Here is an 18,177-nt window from a genome sequence, read left to right as displayed (position 1 = left end):
ACCGGGCCTTCGCCGTGAAAGGCTCCGGCCATGGTGCGTATCGGAACCGTGGTGATGGGTGCGTCGGACGTCCGTCGGGCGGCCGCCTTCTGGACGGCGGCGCTCGGCTATGTGGAGCGTGAGCCGGCGACGGACGACTGGGTGGTGCTGGTGCCGGCCGACGGGCAGGGCGTCGGGCTGTCCCTGGGGCTGAGCGAGTCCCCCGTGCAGGAGGTCCCCCGGGTCCATCTGGATCTGTACACCGAGGAGCAGAACGCCGAGGTGGAGCGGCTGCTCATGCTCGGGGCGGCCCGGGTCGACTGGCAGCTGTATCCGCAGGACCCGGACTTCGTGGTGCTGGCGGACACCGAGGGCAACCGCTTCTGCGTCATCGACACGACGCACGGCTGACCGGGTCGGGCGGTCGGCGGGGCGCGCCCCAGGAAGGCCTCCAGCAGCCCTGATACGGCCTCGCGGGCGAAGCCGATGCTGGGGACCGCGGCCCCGTACGAGCCACCGACGGGGGAGAGGACGGCACACGCCACGCCGAGGACCGCCGCGGTCAGCAGCCGCTCGGCCGCCACCGGGCGACGGCGCTCGGGTCCGGCGTGCTGTTCGGCGGCCGGAGCCGTACCGCCCTCTCCCCCGGGGGCATCCGGCTCAGCGACCCCTGCGCGTGCGGTACGCGGCGACCAGCGCGGCGGTCGAGCTGTCCAGCTGCTCGCCGCCCCCCGCCGCGACTGATGTCGCCGTCCCGGTCAGTACCGGTTCGATCTTCTTGGCGAGGACCTTTCCGAGCTCGACGCCCCACTGGTCGAACGAGTCGATGTTCCAGATGGCGCCCTGGACGAAGACCTTGTGCTCGTACAGCGCGATCAGCTGGCCGAGGACGGACGGCGTCAGCCGGTCGGCCAGGATCGTGGTCGTGGGGTGGTTCCCCCGGAATGTCTTGTGCGGCACGAGTTCCTCGGCGACGCCCTCCGCACGGACCTCGTCCGGCGTCTTGCCGAAGGCGAGCGCCTGGGTCTGGGCGAAGAAGTTGGCCATCAGCAGATCGTGCTGGGCGACCAGCCCGGGCAGCAGATCGGCGACCGGCTCGGCGAAGCCGATGAAGTCGGCCGGGATGACCTTGGTGCCCTGGTGGATCAGCTGGTAGTAGGCGTGCTGCCCGTTGGTGCCGGGCGTGCCCCAGACGACCGGTCCGGTCTGCCACTCGACAGGATGGCCGTCCCGGTCCACGGACTTGCCGTTGGACTCCATGTCCAGCTGCTGCAAGTAGGCGGTGAACTTGGACAGATAGTGGCTGTACGGCAGTACGGCGTGCGACTGGGCATCGAAGAACGCGCCGTACCAGACACCCAACAGGCCGAGCAGCAGTGGGGCGTTGGCCTCCGGCGGGGCCGTGCGGAAGTGTTCGTCGACGAGGTGGAAGCCGTCGAGCATCTCGCGGAACCGGTCCGGGCCGATGGCGATCATCAGCGAGAGGCCGATGGCCGAGTCGTACGAGTAGCGGCCGCCGACCCAGTCCCAGAACTCGAACATGTTGGCGGTGTCGATACCGAAATCCGCGACCTTCTCGGCGTTCGTCGACAGTGCCACGAAGTGCTTCGCGACGGCGTCCTGGTCGGCGCGCAGACCGGTCAGCAGCCAGTTGCGGGCGGAGGTGGCGTTGGTGATGGTCTCGATCGTGGTGAACGTCTTCGACGCGATGATGAAGAGCGTCTCGGCCGGGTCGAGGTCGCGGACGGCCTCGTGCAGGTCGGCGCCGTCGACGTTGGACACGAAGCGGACGGTGAGCGAGCGGTCCGTGAAGGAGCGCAGCACCTCGTACGCCATGGCGGGACCGAGGTCGGAGCCGCCGATGCCGATGTTGACGACGTTCTTGATCCGCTTGCCGGTGTGACCGGTCCACTCCCCCGACCTGATGCGGTCGGCGAAAGCCGCCATTTTGTCGAGCACGGCGTGCACGGCGGGCACCACGTTCTCGCCGTCCACTTCGATGACAGCGTCGCGCGGGGCACGCAGCGCGGTGTGCAGGACAGCACGGTCCTCGGTGGTGTTGATCTTCTCGCCACGGAACATGGCGTCCCGCAGCCCGGCGACACCGGTGGCGTCCGCGAGCTCGCGCAGCAGCCGGAGCGTCTCGTCGGTGACCAGGTGCTTGGAGTAGTCGAGATACAGATCGCCGACCCGGAGGGTATATCCGGTGCCGCGTTCAGGATCGTCCGCGAACAGCTGCCGCAGATGGGTCTGGCCGAGCTGCTCACGGTGCTTGCCGAGAGCGGTCCATTCGGGCGTCTGATTGAGCTTGGTTCGGCTTTGTGCGTTCATCCCGGATATCAGCCCACTTCTTCTCGTGCCTGCACATGCCCCGCTGCCCCTCCAACTTAATTGATCAGAGGGGTGGACGAGGCGACAGAGGGCTGCGGCGCCGACAAATGCACTCCGGCCGGGCACCCTGGGGGTGACCGGCCGGTGAACAACTCTTAGATTTCGCCCCGGAGTTTTGCGAGGGCCTCGGCGAGGATGGCCTCGCCGTCCGCATCGCTGCGCCGCTCGCGCACGTACGCAAGGTGCGTCTTGTACGGTTCGGTGCGCGGCGGGTCCGGCGGGTTGTCCCGGTCCTGGCCGGCCGGGAAACCACAGCGCGGGCAGTCCCACGTCTCCGGTGTCTGCGCGTCACTGGCGAAGCTCGGCTGCGTCTCGTGCCCGTTCGAGCACCAGAAGGAGATGCGGAGGCGCGGCGCGGACTCGCCCCGCTCGGCCTCCCCCATCGGCCCCGCTCCGACCCGGCTTCCCCGGATCGCGTTGCCACTTGCCACGGTCGTAACTCCCTGCGTGATGGTGCTCGAAGATGCCCCAGTCTACGTAAGGCCCAACGTGCGTCCAGTGAAAGGAGTTACACCCTCACCGGGAATCGCGGACGACGGGTCAGTTGTCCAGCTTCATCAGCAGACCAAGCACAATAATGCACGCGAACCATCCCAGACCGACCACTACGGTGATCCGGTCGAGGTTTCGCTCGGCGACCGACGAGCCACCGACGGACGACTGCATACCGCCACCGAACATGTCGGAGAGGCCGCCGCCCTTTCCCTTGTGCATCAGCACCAGCAGCATCAGCAGCAGGCTGAAGACGATCAGGGCGATCGAGAACCCCATAACCACGGCTGGTCCCTACTTTCCGGAATTCCCTTGGACTGCTCTAACGGATCTGACGGACAACGGGGGCCGGGAGGACGCACCTCCTCGGCCCCCGCAAGGGTACGACGGATCCGCGCTACCGCATACTCACTGGTCGCGGAAGCGGACGATCTTGACGAATTCGTCCGCGTCGAGAGCGGCGCCACCGATCAGCGCACCGTCGATGTCGGGCTTTGCCATGATCTCCGCGACGTTCCCCGACTTCACCGAGCCGCCGTACTGGATGCGGACCGCGTCGGCCAGCTCCTGGGAGTACAGCTCGGCGAGCCTGCCGCGGATGGCCCCGCAGACCTCCTGGGCGTCGTCGGCGCCGCAGACCTTGCCGGTCCCGATGGCCCAGACCGGCTCGTACGCGATCACGATGGACTCGGCCTGCTCGGCCGGAATGTCCTTGAGCGCGCCGTCGACCTGCGCGAGGGTGTGCGCGACGTGGCGGTTCTCCTCGCGGACCGACTCCTCCTCGCCGACGCACAGGATCGGGGTGAGGCCGTTCTTGTACGCGGCCTTGATCTTGGCGTTGACGATCTCGTCGGTCTCGTGGTGGTACTGGCGGCGCTCGGAGTGGCCGATGGCCACATAGGTGCACTTCAGCTTGGCGAGCATGGGACCGGAGATCTCACCGGTGTACGCGCCGGAGTCGTGCGCCGAGATGTCCTGGGCGCCGTACTTGATCTTCAGTTTGTCGCCGTCGACCAGCGTCTGCACCGAGCGCAGGTCGGTGAAGGGCGGCAGGACGGCGACCTCGACGGCGTCGTAGTCCTTGTCGGCCAGGGCGAAGGCGAGCTTCTGGACGTGCGCGATGGCCTCAAGATGGTTGAGGTTCATCTTCCAGTTGCCCGCCATCAGCGGGGTACGGGTGCTCATGAAAGGTCAGTCCTCCAGTGCGGCGAGGCCGGGAAGCGTCTTGCCCTCGAGGTATTCGAGGCTGGCGCCGCCACCGGTCGAGATGTGGCCGAATGCGTTCTCGTCGAAGCCCAGGATGCGGACGGCCGCGGCGGAGTCGCCACCGCCGACGACACTGAAGCCCTCGGAGTCGACGAGGGCCTGGGCGACTGCCCGGGTGCCCTCGGCGTAATCGGGGTGCTCGAAGACGCCCATCGGGCCGTTCCAGAAGACGGTGACGGCGTCGGCGAGCTTCGAGGCGTACAGCTTGTTGGTCTCGGGTCCGTTGTCCAGACCCATCACACCGGCCGGGATGGCATCCGCGGGCACGGTGGTGTGCCGGCTCGGGGCCTTGGTCTTGAGGTCGGGGAACTGCTCGGAGACCACGACGTCGACGGGGAGCACGAACTCCACGCCCTTCTCCTCGGCCCGCTTCAGATATTCCAGCACCGCCGGGATCTGGTCCTCCTGCAGGAGGGAGCTGCCGACCTCGTGGCCCTGGGCCTTGAGGAAGGTGTACGCCATGCCGCCGCCGATGAGGATGCGGTCGGCCCGCTCCAGGAGGTGGTCGATGACGCCGAGCTTGTCGGAGACCTTGGAGCCGCCGAGCACGACGGCGTACGGGCGCGCGACGTCCTCGGTGAGCTTCTTCAGGACGCCCACCTCGGTGGCGATCAGGTCACCCGCGGCGTGCGGCAGCCGGGCCGGGAGGTCGAAGACCGAGGCGTGCTTGCGGTGGACGGCTCCGAACCCGTCGCCCACGTACACATCGGCGAGCTCGGCGAGCTGATCGGCGAACGCGCCGCGCTCGGCGTCGTCCTTCGACGTCTCGCCGGGGTTGAAGCGGAGATTCTCGATGACGGCGACCTTGCCGTCGGTGAGCGCGGCGACCGTGGCACGGGCGGACTCGCCGACCGTGTCGGCCGCGAAGGCCACGTCGGCGCCGATCAGCTCGCCGAGCCGGGCGGCGGCGGGGGCCAGGGAGAAGGCCGGGTCCGGGGCGCCCTTGGGGCGGCCCAGGTGCGAGGCGACGATGACCCGGGCACCGGCCGCGGCCAGCTTCTCCACGGTCGGCTGGACGGCGCGGATGCGGCCGTCGTCGGTGATGGTGGTGCCGCTCAGCGGCACGTTGAGGTCGGCGCGGACGAATACGCGCTTGCCGGTGACCCCTTCGGCGAGAAGTTCGTCGATCGTCTTCATCTTGCTGGACTCCTTGGAGAGCGAGGAAGCATGCAACGGGGCTCGAACGGCGCTGCGTTGCGCTGTCCGAGCCCCTTGCTCACATCGAGGTGCCTACCGATTCGACGGTCAGAGCTGGCTGCCGACGAAGACGGTCAGGTCGACGAGGCGGTTGGAGTAGCCCCACTCGTTGTCGTACCAGCCGATGACCTTGACCTGCGTGCCCTCTGCCATGGTCAGCAGGGAGTCGAAGGTGCAGGAAGCCGGGTCCGAGACGATGTCCGAGGACACGATCGGGTCCTGGGTGTAGACGAGCTTGCCCTTGAGCGGGCCCTCCTCGGCGGCCTTCTGGAAGGCGGCGTTGACCTCGTCGCGGGTGACCTCGCGCTCCAGCGTGATGACCAGGTCGGTGACGGAGCCGGTCGGGACCGGGACGCGCATCGCGATGCCGTCGAGCTTGCCCCTGAGCTGCGGGAGCACCAGGGCGGTGGCCTTGGCGGCACCGGTCGTGGTCGGGATGATGTTCTCCGCCGCGGCGCGGGCGCGACGCAGGTCGGAGTGCGGGAAGTCCAGGATGCGCTGGTCGTTCGTGTACGCGTGGACCGTCGTCATGAGGCCCTTGACGATGCCGAAGTTCTCGTCCAGAACCTTGGCCATCGGCGCGACGCAGTTGGTGGTGCAGGAGGCGTTGGAGATGACGTGGTGGTTGGCCGCGTCGTACTTCTCCTCGTTGACGCCCATCACGATGGTGATGTCCTCGTCCTTGGCCGGAGCCGAGATGAGGACCTTCTTGGCGCCGCCCGCGATGTGCTTCTCGGCGTCGGCCTTCTTGGTGAAGATGCCGGTCGACTCGATGACGATGTCGACGCCCAGCTCACCCCAGGGGATGTCGGCCGGGTTGCGCTCGGAGAGCACCTTGATGGTGTGGCCGTCGACAGTGATGCTGTCGGTGGTGTGGCTGACCTCTGCCTTCAGACGACCCAGAATGGTGTCGTACTTCAGCAGGTGGGCCGTGGTCGCAGTGTCACCCAGGTCGTTGACAGCCACGATCTCGATGTCCGCACCCTGCTCCAGCAGCGCGCGGAAGTAGTTACGACCGATGCGGCCAAAGCCGTTGATGCCTACGCGGATCGTCACGAACCGATCTCCTCGTTAGGTACGCCGGGTTTCGACGCCGGCGAGTTGTATGGGATGTCCCCGACCGCCTCCGACCCTACCTCTCCGTGGGCTCTGGAGTGACATCGTGCGGGGCCGGAAGCGCCGCGAAGGCCCGTACTCCCCAGTTGGAGTACGGGCCTCCGGTTGCTCGGCCTCACATGCGGTGACGATTACGGAGTGTCAACATCCGCGGGGGCGGAGCACGTTCCGCCTTCGGCCGGGATTCGACGCCGTTTCACCTCAGCCCACCAGGCCGTCGGCGAGCTCCTCGCTGAGCGTGGACTCCGTCCCCGGGATACCGAGGTCCTGGGCCCGCTTGTCGGCCATGGCCAGCAGCCGGCGGATCCGGCCGGCGACCGCGTCCTTGGTCAGCGGCGGGTCGGCGAGCGCACCCAGCTCCTCCAGGGAGGCCTGCTTGTGCTCCATGCGCAGCCGTCCGGCCGCCGCGAGGTGCTCGGGCACCTCTTCACCCAGGATCTCCAGGGCGCGCCCCACCCGGGCGCCTGCGGCCACCGCGGCCCGTGCCGAGCGGCGCAGGTTGGCGTCGTCGAAGTTGGCGAGCCGGTTGGCGGTGGCCCGGACCTCGCGGCGCATCCGCCGCTCCTCCCAGGCCAGCACCGACTCATGGGCGCCGAGCCGGGTGAGCAGGGCGCCGATCGCATCGCCGTCGCGGACGACGACCCGGTCCACGCCGCGCACCTCGCGGGCCTTCGCCGCGATGGAGAGCCTGCGGGCCGCGCCGACCAGTGCGAGCGCCGCCTCCGGGCCCGGGCAGGTCACCTCCAGCGAGGAGGAGCGGCCCGGCTCGGTGAGCGAGCCGTGGGCCAGGAAGGCACCGCGCCAGGCGGCCTCGGCATCGCAGGTGGCCCCCGAGACCACCTGCGGAGGCAGTCCGCGGATGGGCCGGCCGCGACCGTCCACCAGCCCGGTCTGGCGGGCCAGCTGGTCGCCGCCCGCCACCACTCGTACGACATAGCGGGAGCCGCGCCGCAGCCCGCCGGGGGCCATCACGATCAGCTCCGAGCTGTGCCCGAAAATTTCGAGAATGTCCCGCTTCAGCCGACGCGCCGCCATCGCGGTGTCCAGCTCCGCCTCGATCACAATCCGGCCGCTCACCAGGTGCAGCCCGCCCGCGAACCGAAGAATCGCCGAAACCTCTGCCTTCCTGCAGCAGGTCCGGGTCACGGGAAGCCGAGAGATTTCGTCCTTCACCGCTGGCGTCATCGCCATGGGCCGATCCTTCCATGCATCCGAAAAATACGGTCGTACGCGGCGGCCAACAGCTCCGGATCATGGATCGGAACGCCGTCGGGTGAGGCCACCGGCGCCAGCTCGACCGCGGCGCCGAGCCGCTTGGCGGCATCGGCGAGGGACTCGCGATCGGGCACGGCGGCTTCGTCGGCCAGCACCACGTCCAGGGCGAGTTTAGGGGCGTGTCGTCCCAAAACCTCCAAATGACGCTGCGGAGAGAAGCCATCAGTTTCGCCGGGCTGCGGTGCCAGGTTGAGCGAGAGGACCTTACGGGCCTTCGTCGTGACGAGCGCGTCGAGCAGTTCCGGTACGAGCAGATGCGGGATCACCGAAGAGAACCAGGATCCCGGGCCGAGCACCACCCAGTCCGCGTCGAGGACCGCCTCGACCGCCTCCGGGACGGCCGGCGGGTCGTTCGGGACGAGGTGCACGGACTGCACCTCACCGGGGGTCAGCGCCACCGTCGCCTGGCCGCGCACCGTGTCCACGGCGTCCGGGCGGGCCGGGTCGTGGCCCCGTACGAGCGCCTGGAGTTCCAGCGGCACGGCGGACATGGGCAGCACCCGGCCGTGCGCGCCGAGGAGCTTGCCGACCAGGTCCAGGGCCTGGACATGGTCGCCGAGCTGCTCCCAGAGGGCGACGATCAGCAGATTGCCGACCGCGTGCTCGTGCAGATCGCCCTTGGACTGGAAGCGGTGCTGGATGACCTGTGCCCAGGTCTGGCCCCAGTCGTCGTCGCCGCAGAGCGCGGCGAGCGCCTTGCGGAGGTCGCCGGGCGGCAGGACGCCGAGCTCCTCACGGAGCCGGCCGCTGGAGCCGCCGTCATCGGCGACGGTGACCACGGCGGTGAGATCACCGGTGATCCGGCGCAGCGCGGCGAGCGACGCGGACAGGCCCATGCCGCCGCCGAGCGCGACGACCTTGGGCTGGGCACCACGCTTGCGGGCGGAGAGCGCAGAGGTGGCTCTGCGCAGCCGCCGCAGGCGCAGATTGCGGCTGGTCACTCGCGCCCCATGTCCCGGTGGACGAGGACGGTCTCGATCCCTTCGGCGGCAAGCCGGGCGGCCAGCTTCTCGGACATCGCGACGGAGCGGTGCTTGCCGCCCGTGCAGCCGACGGCGATCGTCACATAGCGCTTGCCCTCACGGCGGTAGCCCGCGGCAACCAGCTGGAGCAGCTCGGTGTACTGGTTGAGGAACTCCTTGGCACCCGGCTGGTTGAAGACGTACGCCGAGACCTCCTCGTTGAGTCCGGTGAACGGTCGCAGCTCGGGGACCCAGTGCGGGTTGGGCAGGAAGCGGCAGTCGGCCACCAGGTCCGCGTCGACCGGCAGGCCGTACTTGAAGCCGAACGACATCACCGTGGCGCGCAGCTCCGGCTCCTCGTCACCGGCGAACTGTGCGTCCATCTTGGCGCGCAGCTCGTGCACATTGAGGCTGGAGGTGTCGATCACCAGGTCGGCGTCGCCGCGCAGCTCGCGCAGCAGGTCGCGCTCGGCGGCGATGCCGTCGACGATGCGGCCGTCGCCCTGGAGGGGGTGCGGGCGGCGGACCGATTCGAAGCGGCGGACCAGCGCGTCGTCGGAGGACTCCAGGAAGACGATCCGCTGGGTGACGTGCCTGGCCGCGAGGTCGGCGAGGGACTCCCGCAGGTTGTCGAAGAAACGGCGGCCGCGCACGTCGACGACGACGGCGATCCGGGCCACATTGCCCTGGGACCGGGCGCCGAGCTCCACCATGGTGGGGATCAGGGCGGGCGGCAGGTTGTCGACGACGAACCAGCCGAGGTCCTCCAGACACTTAGCGGCGGTGGATCGTCCGGCTCCCGACATGCCGGAGATGATCACCAGCTCGGGGATGGCCGCGGTGGCATCGCCCGTCTCGGTCGTGGTGCCCGTACTCACGTGTCCTGCTCCGTCTGCTCGGTCCGCGCTGTCGTGCACGCGGTCTGTGCCGTCGTGCCCGCGCTCCTGCTCGTGTTCGTGTTCGTGCTCAGTCATGTCGTGCTGCCCCCGTCGTCCTCTTCAATGATCTCTCCTGTCGCCGTATTCACGGCGGGTGCGGCCGGGGTGGTCGAGGCTAGGGCGACAGCCACTGATTCCGCCGTCCTGCGGCCTATCCCCGGAACCTCGCAGATCTCGTCGATTGTCGCCTGCTTCAGCTTCTTCACGGAGCCGAAATGCTTGATCAACGCCTGTTTCCGGGTCTCGCCGAGGCCTGCGACGGCGTCCAGGGGGCTGGAGCGGATGCGCTTGGCCCGCTTGGCCCGCTGATAAGTGATGGCGAAGCGGTGGGCCTCGTCGCGGACGCGCTGCAGGAGGTAGAGGCCCTCGCTGGAGCGGGGCAGGACCACGGGGTCGTCGTCATCGGGCAGCCATACCTCTTCGAGGCGCTTGGCGAGGCCGCAGACGGCGATGTCGTCGATCCCCAGCTCGTCGAGGGCCCGCTTGGCCGCGGCGACCTGCGGCTGGCCGCCGTCGACCACGACGAGCTGCGGCGGGTAGGCGAACCGCTTGGGACGGCCGTCGTCCTCGCGGGGCTCGTTGTCGAAGGGGTCGCCGTCCCCGGCGGCGGTCTCCGGGTCCGGTACGGCTCCTGAGGGTGCCGGGCCCTCCTCCCACTCCCCCGTCCGCTCCTTCTCCTGGAGGTAACGCCTGAAGCGGCGGCCGATCACCTCGTGCATCGAGCGGACGTCGTCCTGCCCCTCGAAGCCCTTGATCTGGAAGCGGCGGTACTCGCTCTTGCGGGCCAGGCCGTCCTCGAAGACGACCATGGACGCGACCACGTCATCGCCCTGGAGATGGGAGATGTCGAAGCATTCGATGCGCAGCGGAGCCGTATCGAGGCCGAGCGCCTCGGCGATCTCCTCCAGGGCGCGGGAGCGGGTCGTCAGATCGGAGGCGCGCTTGGTCTTGTGCAGCCCCAGGGCCTGCTGGGCGTTGCGCTGGACCGTCACCATCAGGTCCTTCTTGTCGCCGCGCTGCGGGATGCGCAGGCTGACCTGGGAGCCCCGGCGGTCGGCGAGCCACTGGGAGACCGCTTCGGGGTCCTCCGGAAGGGCCGGAACGAGGACCTCCTTGGGGACGGAGTCGCCTGTCTCCTCCCCGTACAGCTGCTGCAGGGCGTGCTCGACGAGGCCCGAGGTGTCGACCGCCTCGACCTTGTCGGTGACCCAGCCGCGCTGGCCGCGTACCCGGCCGCCGCGGACGTGGAATATCTGCACGGCGGCCTCGAGCTCGTCCTCGGCGACCGCGATCAGGTCGGCATCGGTGGCGTCGGCGAGGACGACGGCGCTCTTCTCCATGGCCCGCTTGAGGGCCTCCACGTCGTCGCGGAGCCGGGCCGCCCGCTCGTACTCCATCTCCTCGGCCGCCGCCATCATGTCCTTCTCCAGCCGGCGGATGTACGTGCCCGTGCGGCCGGCCATGAAATCACAGAAGCCGTCCGCCAATTCGCGGTGCTCCTCGGGGGTGACCCGGCCGACGCAGGGCGCCGAGCACTTGCCGATGTAGCCGAGGAGGCAGGGGCGGCCGGTCCGCGTGGCGTTCTTGAAGACACCGGCGGAGCACGTGCGGACGGGAAAGACCCGGAGCATCAGGTCGACGGTCTCGCGGATCGCCCAGGCGTGCCCGTACGGACCGAAGTAGCGCACACCCTTCTTCTTGGCGCCGCGCATGACCTGGACGCGCGGGAACTCCTCGTTCAGCGTGACCGCGAGATACGGATAGCTCTTGTCGTCGCGGTACTTGACGTTGAACCGGGGGTCGAATTCCTTGATCCAGGAGTACTCCAGCTGCAGCGCCTCGACCTCGGTGGCGACGACGGTCCACTCGACGGAGGCGGCCGTGGTGACCATCGTGCGGGTGCGCGGGTGGAGATTGGCCAGGTCCTGGAAGTAGTTGGCCAGGCGCTGGCGCAGGCTCTTCGCCTTCCCGACGTAGATCACCCGGCGGTGCTCGTCGCGGAATTTGTAGACCCCCGGGGAGTCGGGGATCTGTCCCGGCTTGGGGCGGTAGCTGGAGGGGTCTGCCATGGTGCCCACCCTACTTGCGGGCGGTGACAGTGCGGTGTCCTCCGGGGTGATGCCGTGCTCCGGGGTGCGGGGTGGGGGAGCGCGCCCCGGAGCACGGGGCCGGCGGGCGCCGTCACCGTTCAAGGAGCATCAACCGTTGTCGGGAACGGGTCAACACGCTTCAATGCGGGGGAACAGCGCGGTGTGAACGGTGTGGCGGCATGCGTGAACGGTTCCGCCCCCGGCCACCTGCCGTCCCGCTCCCACCGGCGCGGTCTCCCCGCCCCGTGCCGTGAACGTTCACTGGAGGCACGTCATGCAGCGCACCGAGGCCGAACTGGCGCAGGTGCTGCACACCGGCCCGTTCCATCTGGCGCTGCGTACCGCTTTCTCGGTGCGCGGGCTGCCGCTCCAGCGGGTGCAGCACCATCTCGCACACCGCGGGGTCAAGGTCGGGGTGACCAGCCTGAGTTACTGGCAGCAGGGGGCCCGGCGCCCGCAACGCGCCGAGTCCCTGCGGGCGGTGAAGGCGCTGGAGGAGGTGCTGGAACTGCCGGGGAACTCGCTGCTCCGGCTGCTCGGCGCCGAGGACGCCCGCGCGGGCGCCGAGCGACCGGCCGCCCGTTCGTACCGCTCCTTGATGGAGGCGTCCGGCGCGGTGGAGCGGCTGCTCGGCGCGCTGGAGTCACCGGCCGACGGCGGACTGCACACAGTGGGGCATCAGGAGCGGGTACGGATCGGATCCGGCCGGGAGCTGTGGCGCCGGGACTCGCAGCACGTCGTGCGCGCGCACCGCGACGGGATCGACCGCTATCTCGCCGTGTACCGCGGCGATCCGGGCAGCGACCCCGCGCGGGTCGTGGTGGCGGCCCGGGAGAACTGCCGGACGGGCCGGGTCCGCTGGGACCGGGAGGCGGGGGTGCTCGTCGCCGAGCTGCTCTTCGACACCCGGCTGCGGGCGGGTGAGACGTACCTCTTCGGCTATGGGTTCGACGACGGTACGGGCGGCCCGTGCGGCGAGTACGTGCGCGGCTTCAGCTTCGGCGGCGGACAGTACGTGCTGCAGGTGCACTTCGACGAGGACGCGCTGCCGGTACGGTGCTGGCGGTTCGCCCAGGCTTCGGTGGGGGCTCCGCGCGGCGGCCGTACGGACCTCACATTCACCGGTCGGCACCGGACCGTGCACCTGGTGGAGCAGGGGGTGCGGCCCGGCCTGATCGGCATCGACTGGGACTGGGAGTGACGACCGCTGGCGCCCAGGCACCTGGGCGTCGTCAGGCGTCAGGCGTCAGGCGTCAGGACCGGCTATCAGCCTTCCGCCCTCGAGCCTGACCGGGACGGAGGGCAGCGGCACGGTCGCCGGGCCGTGCACCGCCTCGCCGGTCGTCGTGTCGAAGCGGCTGCCGTGGCAGGGGCAGTTCCCCTCGTTCTTCTCGACCTTGTCCAGCAGACAGCCCGCGTGGGTGCACTGGGCGCTGAACGCCTTGTACTGACCCTTGGCCGGGCAGCTGACGACGACCCGCTGCTCGCGGTAGAGCTTGGATCCGCCGACCGGCACCTCGTCCGCGGCGCCGAGCTCGACGGGGGCGGTGGGGGTGGGCGTCTCGGCGTGCCCGAGCTTCGACTCGGTCGAACAGGCGGCCACTCCCAGCCCGGCGACACCGGCGAGAGCGGCACCCTTCAGCACGGTACGGCGGGCGGGCTGGCCGGACATGCGAACTCCACGGGGTGTGAGGGGCAGGGCGAGGCGCGTCAGGGAAGCGCCGGGTACCGGGGTACCAGGAGACTCGGGGGATACCAGGGGCACCACGGGCATCGGTGACGGAAGCGACGATACCGGCGGAGAAGGACGGCCTTGCGGCCGGGCCGGTCCTGGACGATCGCGCCTGGTCACAGCGGTACGCGCGAGAGGGCGGCTCCCGTCCGGGAACCGCCCTCTGGACGCCGTGCGGGTCAGGCCTTGCGCGTGCGGGTCGCCTTCTTCGCTACGGGCTTCTTCGCCGCAGCCGCCGTGGCCGAAGCCGTCTTTGCCGTCGCCGTCTTCCTCACCGGGGACGACTTGGCGGCCACCGTCTTCGCCGCCGCCTTCCGTACCGGCTTGCGCGCCGCCGGCACTGCCGCCTCGCTCACCCGGACCGGGTCCAGGACGCCCTGCAGGAACTTGCCGGTGTGGCTCGCCGGGACCATGGCGACCTGCTCCGGCGTGCCTTCGGCGATGACCAGGCCACCGCCGTTGCCACCCTCGGGGCCCATGTCGATGACCCAGTCCGCGGTCTTGATGACATCGAGGTTGTGTTCGATGACGATCACCGAGTTGCCCTTGTCGACCAGTCCGGACAGCACCTTGATGAGCTTGCTGATGTCCTCGAAGTGCAGTCCGGTGGTCGGCTCGTCCAGGACGTAGACCGTGCGGCCGGTGGAGCGCTTCTGCAGCTCGCTCGCGAGCTTCACGCGCTGTGCCTCACCGCCGGAGAGCGTCGGCGCGGACTGGCCGAGCCTGACGTATCCGAGGCCCACCTCGTGGAGCGTACGGAGGTGGCGGGCGATCGTCGGGACGGCCTCGAAGAACTCCAGGCCCTCCTCGATCGGCATGTCCAGCACCTCGGCGATGGACTTGCCCTTGTAGTGGACCTCCAGGGTCTCCCGGTTGTACCGCGCCCCGTGGCAGACCTCGCACGGGACGTACACGTCCGGCAGGAAGTTCATCTCGATCTTGATCGTGCCGTCGCCGGAGCAGTTCTCGCAGCGGCCGCCCTTGACGTTGAAGGAGAAGCGGCCCGGCAGATAACCGCGCACCTTCGCCTCCATCGTCTCGGCGAACAGCCTGCGGACGTGGTCGAAGACGCCGGTGTACGTCGCCGGGTTGGACCGGGGTGTCCGGCCGATCGGCGACTGGTCGACGTGCACCACCTTGTCGACCAGGTCGTCACCGTCGACCCGGGTGTGCCGGCCGGGGACGGACTTGGCGCCGTTCAGCTCGCGCGCCAGGTGGGTGTAGAGGATGTCATTGACCAGCGTCGACTTACCCGAGCCCGAGACACCGGTGACCGCCGTGAGTACGCCGAGCGGGAACGAGACGTCGATGTCCTGGAGGTTGTTCTCCCGGGCTCCGCGCACCGTGAGCCGGCGGGTCGGGTCGGCCGGGCGCCGGATGTCGGGCATCGGGATGGACTTCTTGCCGACCAGATAGTGACCGGTGATCGACTCGTCGTTGGCCAGCAGCTCCTTGAGCGATCCGGAGTGGACCACCCTGCCGCCGTGCTCACCGGCGCCGGGGCCGATGTCGACGACCCAGTCGGCGACCTTGATGGTGTCCTCGTCGTGCTCGACGACGATGAGCGTGTTGCCCATGTCACGGAGGCGGACCAGGGTCTCGATCAGCCGGTGGTTGTCGCGCTGGTGCAGTCCGATGGACGGCTCGTCCAGCACGTACAGCACGCCGACCAGGCCGGAGCCGATCTGGGTGGCGAGCCGGATGCGCTGCGCCTCGCCGCCGGACAGGGTGCCTGCCGCGCGGTTGAGCGAGAGGTAGTCGAGGCCGACGTCGACCAGGAACCTCAGCCGCTCGTTGACCTCCTTCAGCACCCGCTCGGCGATCTTCTTGTCGCGGGCGTTCAGCTTCAACCGGCCGAGGAATTCGGCGCACTCGCTGATCGACATCGCGGAGACCTGGGCGATGGACTTCTCCATCACCGTCACCGCGAGGACGATCGGCTTCAGCCTCGTGCCCTCACAGGTCGGGCAGGGCACCTCGCGCATATAGCCCTCGAAGCGCTCCCGGCTGGAGTCGCTCTCGGCCTCGGAGTGCCGCCGCTTGACGAACTGCACCGCGCCCTCGAAGGCCGGGGTGGTGTACGCGCGTTCGCGCCCGTAGCGGTTGCGGTAGCGGACCTCGGTCTGGATCTTGTGGCCGTGCAGCAGGGCCTTCTTTGCGCGCTGCGGCAGTCCGGCCCACGGGATGTCCGTACGGAATCCGAGAGCGTCGGCGAGGGCGCCGATCAGCCGCCCGAAGTACTCCTTGGTGTGGCCGTGCGACCAGGGGTGGATCGCGCCTTCGTCGAGGGACTTCTCCTCGTCGGGGACGATCAGCTCCGGGTCGACCTCCATCCGCGTACCGATACCCGTGCAGTCGGGGCAGGCGCCGAAGGGCGAGTTGAAGGAGAAGGAGCGCGGCTCCAGCTCCTCGAAGGAGAGGTCGTCGTACGGGCAGTAGAGGTGCTCGGAGTACATCCGCTCACGCTCGGGGTCGTCCCCGGGGAGGTCGACGAAGTCGAGCACGACCATGCCGCCGGAGAGACCGAGCGCGGTCTCGACCGAGTCGGTCAGCCGGCGCTTGGCGCTGTCCTTCACCGTGAGGCGGTCGATGACCACCTCGATGGTGTGCTTCTCCTGCTTCTTGAGCTTGGGCGGCTCGGCGAGGTGGATGGTCTCACCGTCGACCCTGGCCCTGCTGTAGCCCTTGGTCTGCAGATCGGAGAAGAGGTCGACGAACTCGCCCTTGCGCTCACGCACCAGCGGCGACAGCACCTGGAAGCGGCTGCCCTCGGGCAGGGCGAGCACCTTGTCGACGATGGCCTGCGGCGACTGGCGGGAGATCGGCCGGCCGCACTCGGGACAGTGCGGCTTGCCGATCCGGGCGAAGAGCAGCCGGAGGTAGTCGTAGACCTCGGTGATCGTGCCGACCGTCGAGCGCGGGTTGCGCGAGGTCGACTTCTGGTCGATGGAGACGGCGGGCGACAGGCCCTCGATGAAATCGACGTCCGGCTTGTCCATCTGGCCGAGGAACTGCCTGGCGTACGAGGAGAGCGACTCCACGTATCGCCGCTGGCCCTCGGCGAAGATCGTGTCGAACGCCAGCGATGACTTGCCCGACCCGGAGAGCCCGGTGAAGACGATGAGGGAGTCGCGGGGGAGGTCGAGCGAGACGTTCTTGAGGTTGTGCTCGCGAGCGCCACGGACGATGAGACGGTCGACCACGCCTGTCCGCACCTTTCTAGAGAGAAGTGGGGGAACTGAGCCCCCGTCCCAGGGTATGGGGGGCGCCACAGCGATGTACGAAGCTTTCGAGTCCGAGCGTATAGCACGCGCATTCGATTTACGGACGGCCGATAGCTCCTTCACCCGAATGAGTGGCGGCGCTAGGCTCGGCCACATGATTGATCATGCGCACGACCTGGAAGCCGTACGTGAAGCGACCGATCGACTCCTCAGCGCAACGGGCAAATTGGACAACATCACAGTCGCCGAGCCGTCCCGGCTGCCCGGCTGGAGCCGGGGCCATGTTCTTGCGCACCTCTCTCGTAACGCCGACGCGCTCGTAAATGTTCTCCAGAGCCGCCCGATGTACGCAGACAGCGAAACCCGCGATCGTGACATCGAGCGCGACGCACCCCGGCCGCTCGCCGAACAGCTGGCCGATGTGCGCGAGAGCGCGGCCCGCTTCCTGGCCGCGGCCGCCGAGCCGGCCGACTGGTCGCGCACGATCACGATGCGCAACGGCGTGACGGATTCGGCGTCCCGCGTCCCCTTCCGCCGCTGGATCGAGGTCGAGCTGCACCATGTCGACCTGGGCATCGGCTACGAGCTGGAGGACCTGCCGGACGAGTTCGTGGTCCGCGAGATCGACTTCCTGGTGGAGCGGTTCGGCCGGCACCCGGAGGTCGTGTCCACGGGTGTGGCCGCCGACGACGGCAGGTTCTGGACCACGGGCGGCGGCGCGGAGGGCGGCCCTGTCGTGGTCCGTGGCACCGCGCCGGAGCTGCTGGGCTGGCTCTCCGGGCGCCGAGACGGGTCCGCACTCACCGTGGACGGTGGCCGCCTCCCCGCACTGCCCCCGCTATAGGCTGAGGCGTATGACGTACAGCGGAGCGGTCAAGGTCGGCGGACGTGCGGATGTACACGAGTTGACGGATCTGATGATCTCCAAGGTCGCCGTCGGCCCGATGAACAACAACGCCTATCTGCTGCGCTGCCGGGCCACCGGCGAGCAGCTCCTCATCGACGCGGCCAACGAGGCCGAAACCCTGCTGCGACTGATCGGTGACGACTCCATCGCGTCCGTCGTCACCACCCATCAGCACGGCGACCACTGGCAGGCGCTGGCAGAGGTGGTGGCGGCCACCGGTGCACGTACCTACGCCGGGCGGTACGACGCCGAGGGCATCCCGGTCCCGACCGATGTCCTCGTCGACGACAACGGCACGATCCGGGTGGGGCAGGTCACCCTGACCGCCCGCCATCTGGTCGGCCACACCCCGGGCTCCATCGCGCTGGTCTACGACGATCCGCACGGTGCTCCGCACCTGTTCACCGGGGACTGCCTCTTCCCTGGCGGGATCGGCAATACACACAAGGACCCCGCGGCGTTCGCGAGCCTGCTCCACGATGTGGAGACCAAGCTCTTCGGCCAGCTGCCCGACGAGACCTGGGTCTATCCGGGCCACGGCCACGACACCACGCTCGGTGACGAGAGGCCGCAGTTGCCCGAGTGGCGCGCACGCGGCTGGTGAGGGA

Annotated in this window: 16 protein-coding genes; 4 read left to right on the top strand and 12 right to left on the bottom strand. The window is 69.2% G+C overall.

The window, feature by feature from the left end:
* The first annotated feature begins 30 nt into the window (after nt 1-30).
* A complete protein-coding gene (locus ACWCP8_RS14870; protein WP_352264528.1) occupies nt 31-390 on the top strand; it encodes a VOC family protein in 360 nt (119 codons plus the stop codon).
* A gap of 249 nt (nt 391-639) precedes the next feature.
* On the opposite strand, the gene pgi is transcribed toward ACWCP8_RS14870, so the two are convergent.
* The 10 genes from pgi to uvrC all read right to left on the bottom strand — a co-directional run bounded on the left by pgi (nt 640) and on the right by uvrC (nt 11,685).
* Nucleotides 640-2,310 (bottom strand): glucose-6-phosphate isomerase, encoded by a 1,671-nt coding sequence (gene pgi / locus ACWCP8_RS14865; RefSeq protein WP_451116241.1) that lies wholly within the window; start codon nt 2,308-2,310, stop codon nt 640-642.
* Between the two features lie 155 nt (nt 2,311-2,465).
* Nucleotides 2,466-2,801 carry an RNA polymerase-binding protein RbpA gene (locus ACWCP8_RS14860; RefSeq protein ID WP_078852825.1) on the bottom strand — a complete coding sequence of 112 codons (336 nt, stop codon included), beginning with the start codon at nt 2,799-2,801 and terminating at the stop codon, nt 2,466-2,468.
* A gap of 109 nt (nt 2,802-2,910) precedes the next feature.
* Nucleotides 2,911-3,141 carry a preprotein translocase subunit SecG gene (gene secG / locus ACWCP8_RS14855; protein WP_030919783.1) on the bottom strand — a complete coding sequence of 77 codons (231 nt, stop codon included), beginning with the start codon at nt 3,139-3,141 and terminating at the stop codon, nt 2,911-2,913.
* A gap of 129 nt (nt 3,142-3,270) precedes the next feature.
* Nucleotides 3,271-4,047, bottom strand: coding sequence for a triose-phosphate isomerase (gene tpiA, locus ACWCP8_RS14850; RefSeq protein ID WP_352264524.1), 777 nt, complete (start codon nt 4,045-4,047; stop codon nt 3,271-3,273).
* Nucleotides 4,048-4,053: 6 nt separating this feature from the next.
* A complete protein-coding gene (locus ACWCP8_RS14845) occupies nt 4,054-5,265 on the bottom strand; it encodes a phosphoglycerate kinase (protein ID WP_451116239.1) in 1,212 nt (403 codons plus the stop codon).
* 108 nt (nt 5,266-5,373) lie between these two features.
* On the bottom strand, nt 5,374-6,381 hold the full coding sequence (gene gap, locus ACWCP8_RS14840) for a type I glyceraldehyde-3-phosphate dehydrogenase (protein WP_352264522.1): 1,008 nt from the start codon (nt 6,379-6,381) through the stop codon (nt 5,374-5,376).
* A 261-nt stretch (nt 6,382-6,642) separates the two neighbouring features.
* A complete protein-coding gene (gene whiA, locus ACWCP8_RS14835; protein WP_030919772.1) occupies nt 6,643-7,632 on the bottom strand; it encodes a DNA-binding protein WhiA in 990 nt (329 codons plus the stop codon).
* Nucleotides 7,623-8,657, bottom strand: a complete 1,035-nt coding sequence (locus ACWCP8_RS14830) for a gluconeogenesis factor YvcK family protein (protein WP_267005761.1) — start codon at nt 8,655-8,657, stop codon at nt 7,623-7,625. Before ACWCP8_RS14830 ends, whiA begins: the two co-directional genes overlap by 10 nt.
* Nucleotides 8,654-9,652, bottom strand: coding sequence for an RNase adapter RapZ (gene rapZ, locus ACWCP8_RS14825; protein WP_352264520.1), 999 nt, complete (start codon nt 9,650-9,652; stop codon nt 8,654-8,656). The genes ACWCP8_RS14830 and rapZ overlap by 4 nt, the downstream gene beginning before the upstream one ends.
* The gene (uvrC, locus tag ACWCP8_RS14820) at nt 9,649-11,685 is read right to left on the bottom strand and encodes an excinuclease ABC subunit UvrC (RefSeq protein ID WP_451116236.1); all 2,037 of its coding nucleotides are present in this window, start codon (nt 11,683-11,685) and stop codon (nt 9,649-9,651) included. The genes rapZ and uvrC overlap by 4 nt, the downstream gene beginning before the upstream one ends.
* Before the next feature lie 295 nt (nt 11,686-11,980).
* Between uvrC and ACWCP8_RS14815 the strand changes: the two genes are divergently transcribed.
* A complete protein-coding gene (locus tag ACWCP8_RS14815) occupies nt 11,981-12,907 on the top strand; it encodes a hypothetical protein (protein WP_451116234.1) in 927 nt (308 codons plus the stop codon).
* A 45-nt stretch (nt 12,908-12,952) separates the two neighbouring features.
* On the opposite strand, the gene ACWCP8_RS14810 is transcribed toward ACWCP8_RS14815, so the two are convergent.
* A complete protein-coding gene (locus ACWCP8_RS14810; protein ID WP_352264514.1) occupies nt 12,953-13,378 on the bottom strand; it encodes a Rieske (2Fe-2S) protein in 426 nt (141 codons plus the stop codon).
* A 239-nt stretch (nt 13,379-13,617) separates the two neighbouring features.
* Nucleotides 13,618-16,641 (bottom strand): excinuclease ABC subunit UvrA, encoded by a 3,024-nt coding sequence (gene uvrA / locus ACWCP8_RS14805; protein WP_451116232.1) that lies wholly within the window; start codon nt 16,639-16,641, stop codon nt 13,618-13,620.
* A gap of 175 nt (nt 16,642-16,816) precedes the next feature.
* Here uvrA and ACWCP8_RS14800 point away from each other — a divergent pair, with 175 nt between their 5' ends.
* Nucleotides 16,817-17,506 carry a maleylpyruvate isomerase family mycothiol-dependent enzyme gene (locus tag ACWCP8_RS14800; protein WP_352264510.1) on the top strand — a complete coding sequence of 230 codons (690 nt, stop codon included), beginning with the start codon at nt 16,817-16,819 and terminating at the stop codon, nt 17,504-17,506.
* A gap of 10 nt (nt 17,507-17,516) precedes the next feature.
* Nucleotides 17,517-18,173 carry an MBL fold metallo-hydrolase gene (locus ACWCP8_RS14795; protein WP_352264508.1) on the top strand — a complete coding sequence of 219 codons (657 nt, stop codon included), beginning with the start codon at nt 17,517-17,519 and terminating at the stop codon, nt 18,171-18,173.
* Nucleotides 18,174-18,177: the final 4 nt, after the last annotated feature.

It is taken from the genome of Streptomyces sp. NPDC002206 (assembly GCF_053593595.1).
This window is presented reverse-complemented; position numbering and strand designations above follow the sequence as displayed.

Bases quoted from the DNA above. Each gene is read 5' to 3' on its own strand.
- uvrC (WP_451116236.1), bottom strand. From the start codon at position 11,685: ATGGCAGACCCCTCCAGCTACCGCCCCAAGCCGGGACAGATCCCCGAC.
- pgi (WP_451116241.1), bottom strand. From the start codon at position 2,310: ATGAACGCACAAAGCCGAACCAAGCTCAATCAGACGCCCGAATGGACC.
- ACWCP8_RS14845 (WP_451116239.1), bottom strand. From the start codon at position 5,265: ATGAAGACGATCGACGAACTTCTCGCCGAAGGGGTCACCGGCAAGCGC.
- ACWCP8_RS14810 (WP_352264514.1), bottom strand. From the start codon at position 13,378: ATGTCCGGCCAGCCCGCCCGCCGTACCGTGCTGAAGGGTGCCGCTCTC.
- whiA (WP_030919772.1), bottom strand. From the start codon at position 7,632: ATGGCGATGACGCCAGCGGTGAAGGACGAAATCTCTCGGCTTCCCGTG.
- ACWCP8_RS14870 (WP_352264528.1), top strand. From the start codon at position 31: ATGGTGCGTATCGGAACCGTGGTGATGGGTGCGTCGGACGTCCGTCGG.
- secG (WP_030919783.1), bottom strand. From the start codon at position 3,141: ATGGGGTTCTCGATCGCCCTGATCGTCTTCAGCCTGCTGCTGATGCTG.
- ACWCP8_RS14795 (WP_352264508.1), top strand. From the start codon at position 17,517: ATGACGTACAGCGGAGCGGTCAAGGTCGGCGGACGTGCGGATGTACAC.
- tpiA (WP_352264524.1), bottom strand. From the start codon at position 4,047: ATGAGCACCCGTACCCCGCTGATGGCGGGCAACTGGAAGATGAACCTC.
- ACWCP8_RS14800 (WP_352264510.1), top strand. From the start codon at position 16,817: ATGATTGATCATGCGCACGACCTGGAAGCCGTACGTGAAGCGACCGAT.
- rapZ (WP_352264520.1), bottom strand. From the start codon at position 9,652: ATGACTGAGCACGAACACGAACACGAGCAGGAGCGCGGGCACGACGGC.
- ACWCP8_RS14815 (WP_451116234.1), top strand. From the start codon at position 11,981: ATGCAGCGCACCGAGGCCGAACTGGCGCAGGTGCTGCACACCGGCCCG.